The 4,711-nt window shown below is 68.5% G+C and carries 6 protein-coding genes; 4 read left to right on the top strand and 2 right to left on the bottom strand.

Annotation, left to right across the window (positions count from 1 at the left end):
- The first annotated feature begins 136 nt into the window (after positions 1–136).
- From GZ997_RS09880 to GZ997_RS09865, 4 genes are all read left to right on the top strand, one after another.
- The gene (locus GZ997_RS09880) at positions 137–1,153 is read left to right on the top strand and encodes a hypothetical protein (RefSeq protein ID WP_343212319.1); all 1,017 of its coding nucleotides are present in this window, start codon (positions 137–139) and stop codon (positions 1,151–1,153) included.
- Positions 1,154–1,354: 201 nt separating this feature from the next.
- Positions 1,355–2,212 (top strand): hypothetical protein, encoded by an 858-nt coding sequence (locus GZ997_RS12820; RefSeq protein WP_238994400.1) that lies wholly within the window; start codon positions 1,355–1,357, stop codon positions 2,210–2,212.
- 151 nt (positions 2,213–2,363) lie between these two features.
- The gene (locus tag GZ997_RS09870) at positions 2,364–3,077 is read left to right on the top strand and encodes an AzlC family ABC transporter permease (protein ID WP_162679763.1); all 714 of its coding nucleotides are present in this window, start codon (positions 2,364–2,366) and stop codon (positions 3,075–3,077) included.
- The gene (locus tag GZ997_RS09865) at positions 3,077–3,400 is read left to right on the top strand and encodes an AzlD domain-containing protein (RefSeq protein WP_161923465.1); all 324 of its coding nucleotides are present in this window, start codon (positions 3,077–3,079) and stop codon (positions 3,398–3,400) included. The genes GZ997_RS09870 and GZ997_RS09865 overlap by 1 nt, the downstream gene beginning before the upstream one ends.
- A gap of 135 nt (positions 3,401–3,535) precedes the next feature.
- Here the strand turns inward: GZ997_RS09865 and GZ997_RS09860 are convergent, their stop codons facing one another.
- Both GZ997_RS09860 and GZ997_RS09855 read right to left on the bottom strand, forming a co-directional pair.
- Entirely contained in the window at positions 3,536–3,904 is a 369-nt protein-coding gene (locus GZ997_RS09860; protein ID WP_162679762.1) for a class Ib ribonucleoside-diphosphate reductase assembly flavoprotein NrdI, read from the bottom strand.
- A 105-nt stretch (positions 3,905–4,009) separates the two neighbouring features.
- Positions 4,010–4,351 (bottom strand): hypothetical protein, encoded by a 342-nt coding sequence (locus GZ997_RS09855; protein WP_162679761.1) that lies wholly within the window; start codon positions 4,349–4,351, stop codon positions 4,010–4,012.
- Between the last annotated feature and the right edge of the window lie 360 nt (positions 4,352–4,711).

Raw genomic sequence — 4,711 nt, 5'->3', positions numbered from 1 at the left:
CAGCCGGCCGGGTCGGCACCCGGGCGACGGCGCCCGGCCCGCCCGCGGCCCGGCGGGGCCCCTGCTGGCCCACCGGCCCCAGTGCATCTGCCAGCGTGCCGGCGCCGCCCGTCGGGCGATCGTCTAAAATCCAAATGTGACGCAAGACAACTCCTCCCCCGCGACGCCGTCATCGGGGCGAGCTGCGCCCGCGCCGCAGACCTCCGCGCCCGGCACCGAAAGCACCCAGCAGGCACCGCGGTCTCGTCGCAGCGACTATCTGCTGACGGCCGCCGTCGGCGCAGTACTGCCACCTGCAATACTCGCTCTGACGGGGGTAGCCGCAGCCGCGTCCGAAGCGGGTCAGCTGCCGCGTATCGCGCTGTTTGCGCTGCTCGCGCTCGTGGTCTCGGCGCTGGCCCAGTGGTTGTTTGCACTGCGTTCCTCATTGGGCGGCCTGGTCGGCGGGATCGTCGCCCTGGCGGCGCAGATGGCAATCGTGTCTATCCCGGGTCGCGCCACCGCCGCCCCCTTCGCCTGGGCGCGCACACTGATCCCCAGCGGGGCGGTGCTCATCGTCGCAGCACTGCTACTGGGCGGTTCCTGGGGAATGCGGCTGGCACGTCGCGCCGGGCGCGCCGATGCACGCCTGTCCGTCAGGCTCAGCGCCCACGACAAGACGCCGGGCGTCACCCCGGCGGCACCCCCGTCGCGGCGCCGCGACCATGCGTTCTCCCTCCCGTTCACGATCGTGACCACGGGTCTCGCCCTCACGCTCATTTCCACCGGATACGCCCGCCTGGTTTCCCCGGATGAGCCCCTGGGCGGGGCGGTGCTCGGCCCCACCTTGGCGCTGATCCTGCTGGTGGTCGGGGCGGCGTTCGCAGGCCGCTCCACGCTGGGCGCCCGGGCCACCGGAATATTGCTCGTACTGGCCTCAGTGCCGAGCCTGCTGGCTCATATCTGGCCGCAGCTGCCCGGGCACGCGCTGGCACAGCGGCTGCTACCTAACGACCCGACCGGGGCGGGACTCCTGCTGACGGGAATCGTGCTGGTCAGCGTCGGCTGGGGCGCGCACCTGGCCCGGCGCGAGGGCCGCATGCGGGAGCTGGCAGAACTGCGCTCCCGGGAGGAGACCACGCCACCGCACGGAGTGCCCTACTCCCGGGCCTGACTACCGGTCGGTCAAAGGCGCCCGCCCTCCCAACGCCCGACAGACGAGTCGAGGCATTCGGCTGTCAGCTTTTCACTACTACCGCAGTAGGAGGCCTAGACGAGTCCGCCAGTCCCAGGTCGGTCTACTTCGAATCGCCTCCCGGCACGCCTCCCAGCGCACGGTGGCGGCGCCATTACCGTGGCGGACAAGGAGGTTCAGATGAGCACCGACACCAACGCCGCCGGACACGACCCCGAGGACCACGCCACAGCGGCGGACCGGGCCGAGTCCGCCGCCTGGGAGCTAGCGGCCGCCCCGCACGATTCCGCGGACTCCTCCACCCCAGCCGCCTCCCTGACCACGTCGAGCGCTGATCCGGCCGACGAGGCGGTTCAGCCCCCGCACGCCCCGACCCCAGCACCACCCGCGCCCGATCCCGCCCCAGCCCCGGTGCCACCCACACCCGGGTCCGCCCCCACAGCCGACCCCGCTGCGTCGGCGCCCGCAGCCCCCGACGCCGAACCGGCCGCCGACGAACCACGCTCGGAAGACGACATCCTGCTGGAGGGATCAAGCGTCGTCGGCCATCCGAAGTCCCGCGCCGCCGCCCACTGGGTCGGCGTGCTGGTATGGGTAGTCGCACTGCCCCTGGCCTGGTACTTCCTCCACGACGGCGCCGCCGCGGCCGTCGACGGGGCCACCCCGATGCGCTTCGGTCTATCTGTGCGCGCGCTGCTGGAGCTGGCTGCGGGAGCCGCCGCGCTCGCCTTCGCGCTGTGGACCGCCAGCCGATCCAGCCTGGGGTCCTTCGTAGTAGGCGTCATATCCGTTTTGGCGGGCCTGCCGTTCCTAGTCGCGCCTGCCGCTATGAACGATGCGGTGGGCCCGCTGCTGGACCGCCTTACCGCTCACTCGAGCCTAGGCGCCGCACTTTCAGCATATTGGTGGGCCGACGCCATCAGCGGCAAGTTCATCGCCTTCGGGCTGTTCATGATCATGGTCGGTGTGGTCTCGCACCAGGCCCGCCGGGCGGGCCGCCGCGAGCAGGAGATCATCGACCGGGTACGCCGCGCCTGAGTCGGCGTCTCGCCGTTGGACGCGGAACGATCCTGATCTCACCATGAAGTCCGTTTGAACACCCCGGCCTGACAGCATCTAGCCTGGGGCGGTGCCCGCTCCCAGCGTTCCCTCCCCCGCGGCGTCGGCGTCGGCACGCGAGCCGCTGCCCATGGTCAGTGCGCGCGATGCCGCAAGAGACGCACTGCCGATCATGATCGGCTACATCACGCTGGGACTGGCCGCCGGGCTGCTGCTGGTGGCGCAGGGCCTGGCATGGTGGTGGGCGCCGGTGTGGAGCTTGGTCATCTACTCGGGAACCATGCAGATGCTGCTGGTCCCACTGGCGGGAACCGGCCAGCCACTAGCGGCGATCGCCGCCTCCACCCTGTTCGTCTCCGGCCGTCACGTCTTCTACGGGCTGGGCTTTCCACTGAATCGGGTCCGCGACCGCCCGCTCACCCGCCTGTACGCGATCCACGCCATCACCGACGAGGTGTACGCCCTGCTCGCCTCGCGCGACCGGGCCGCAATGAGTGGGCGCTATATCGTCATCGTGGAAGCCTTGAGCCATTCCGCCTGGATCACCGGGACGACCGCGGGTGCTCTGGCGGGAACCGGCCTGGCTTCACTTATCGGGGAGCGCGTGGAGCTGCTCGGCTTCGTGCTCACTTCACTGTTCGTGATTCTTGCCATCGAGAATTGGAAGGCGCACCCCGATCTGGCCGTTTTACTCAGTGGATTCGTGGCCGGAGGAGTCGGGCTGCTGGTAGGTGGGTCCGCGGCTCTTCTAAGCGCTCTGGGTACCCTTGCAGCCGCACTCATAACCCTGTATGCGTGGCGGGTCCACGCGAACAGAGCCCCGGCGAGCAGAGGTGGAAGCTGATGCTCACCGATCCCCAACTGGCCGGGGCCGTTGCGGCGGTGGCCGCCATAACCTTCGCCTGCCGTGTTGCTCCGTTCGTGCTGCTGCGCGGGCGCGGGCGCATGCCGTTGGTGGGGTTCCTCGGCGACGCCATGCCGCTCGGCGTCATGATCGTGCTGGTGGCCTATACGCTCGATGGGGTAACTGGCGCCCCCGCAACCTGGCTGCCCGCCCTTGCGGGCATCGGCACCACCGCAGGACTGCACCTGTGGCGCAGATCCCTGGGGCTCTCGCTGATCGGCGGCACCGCCGTCTATGTGGCGGCCAGTCTGCTGCTGAGCTGACCCGGGTGCGCCGGCCCGGACGCGCACCGGCCACCGGCACCGACGACGCCGATATCGACACCAGATTCACCCGGCATCACTCGGCTAGAGCGCCACCCGACGCCACGCAACTCAGCACCGTCCGGCACCACTCGGCTAGAGCGCCGCCAGACCCGCACGAATCGTGTCGAGATCTTCACTGGTGCCCACGCCGTTCAGCTTGGCGATGACTGGCACATCATAGGTTTCGCTTACGCGCTTAGCCGCGAAATTGAATGTTTCTACGTGGCTCTTGGCCTTGCTTCCGCTTCCCACCACGGCCACAATCCCCGGATTCGACTCGAGGAACGCCTTCACGGGCTTAGGAATCTGCCCCTTGCCGACCGTGTAGGTGAACAATACGTACTCACCATCCACGCGCTCAGTGCCGTCTACGATCTTGAGGGCGTCGGGCAGAAGCCCGAGCCGCTCAACTACCTTCTGCACGTTTCCCGTCTTGGACGCATACACGATCTTCGGCGCCATTTTTCCCTCACACGCATTCATCGTCGACATTTACAACCGTCATTCACAATGAGGCCGCATCAACGTTACATCTGTCATGGCCGACGCGCAATCGGCAGTGGCACCTCATGCCTGCTCCTCCGGTTTGTGGCTGTGGTGGGAGGGATCGTGCCGCGGTGTGGTGGTCGCGTTCGCTTCGGCGGGGTCGCACGGGGCCGCGGGTCCGGCCGTGTTGGCGGCCCCGGGCAAATGGTAGAAATCATTGAGACCACCCGGCTCCCGAACCAGGACGACAACCGCCGACGGCACCGGCCAGCGATCCCGCGGTTCCAACGATCCCAACGATCCCAGCGATTCCAGCGATTCCAGCGATTCCAGCGATTCCAGCGGTTCCAGCGATCCCAGCGATCCCAGGTGCTGCGGGGAGGCGTGCCCATGCGCGCGCAGCTCACAGCAGGCCAGTGCCACACACCAGCCTCAACGGGGAGGTACCCACCACTGCGGGGAGGTGAAAACGCCGCTGCGGGTCCCGGTGGTGCCGCGGGGACCACACACTACTGCGGGGGCATCCACTACTGCAGGGGCGCGGACCGGGCCGGCCCGCTCGTGCGCCCCGCGCGACGCTTCCGCACTTCCCGCGACGGTTCGGCACTTCCCGCGACGGTTCGTACCTTCCGGTGACGCTACGTACCCCTACCGTACGAACCGTCACCGAACGGTACGAATCGTCGACCAGAACGTACGAACCGTCGCGAGAACGTACGAACCGTCAACCACAGGCACGCGAACCACCGGCCAGAACACACGAACCGCCAACCAAGGGCATAC

Source organism: Actinomyces sp. 565, from assembly GCF_010365615.1.
Classification (GTDB): Bacteria; Actinomycetota; Actinomycetes; order Actinomycetales; family Actinomycetaceae; genus Actinomyces.
This window is presented reverse-complemented; position numbering and strand designations above follow the sequence as displayed.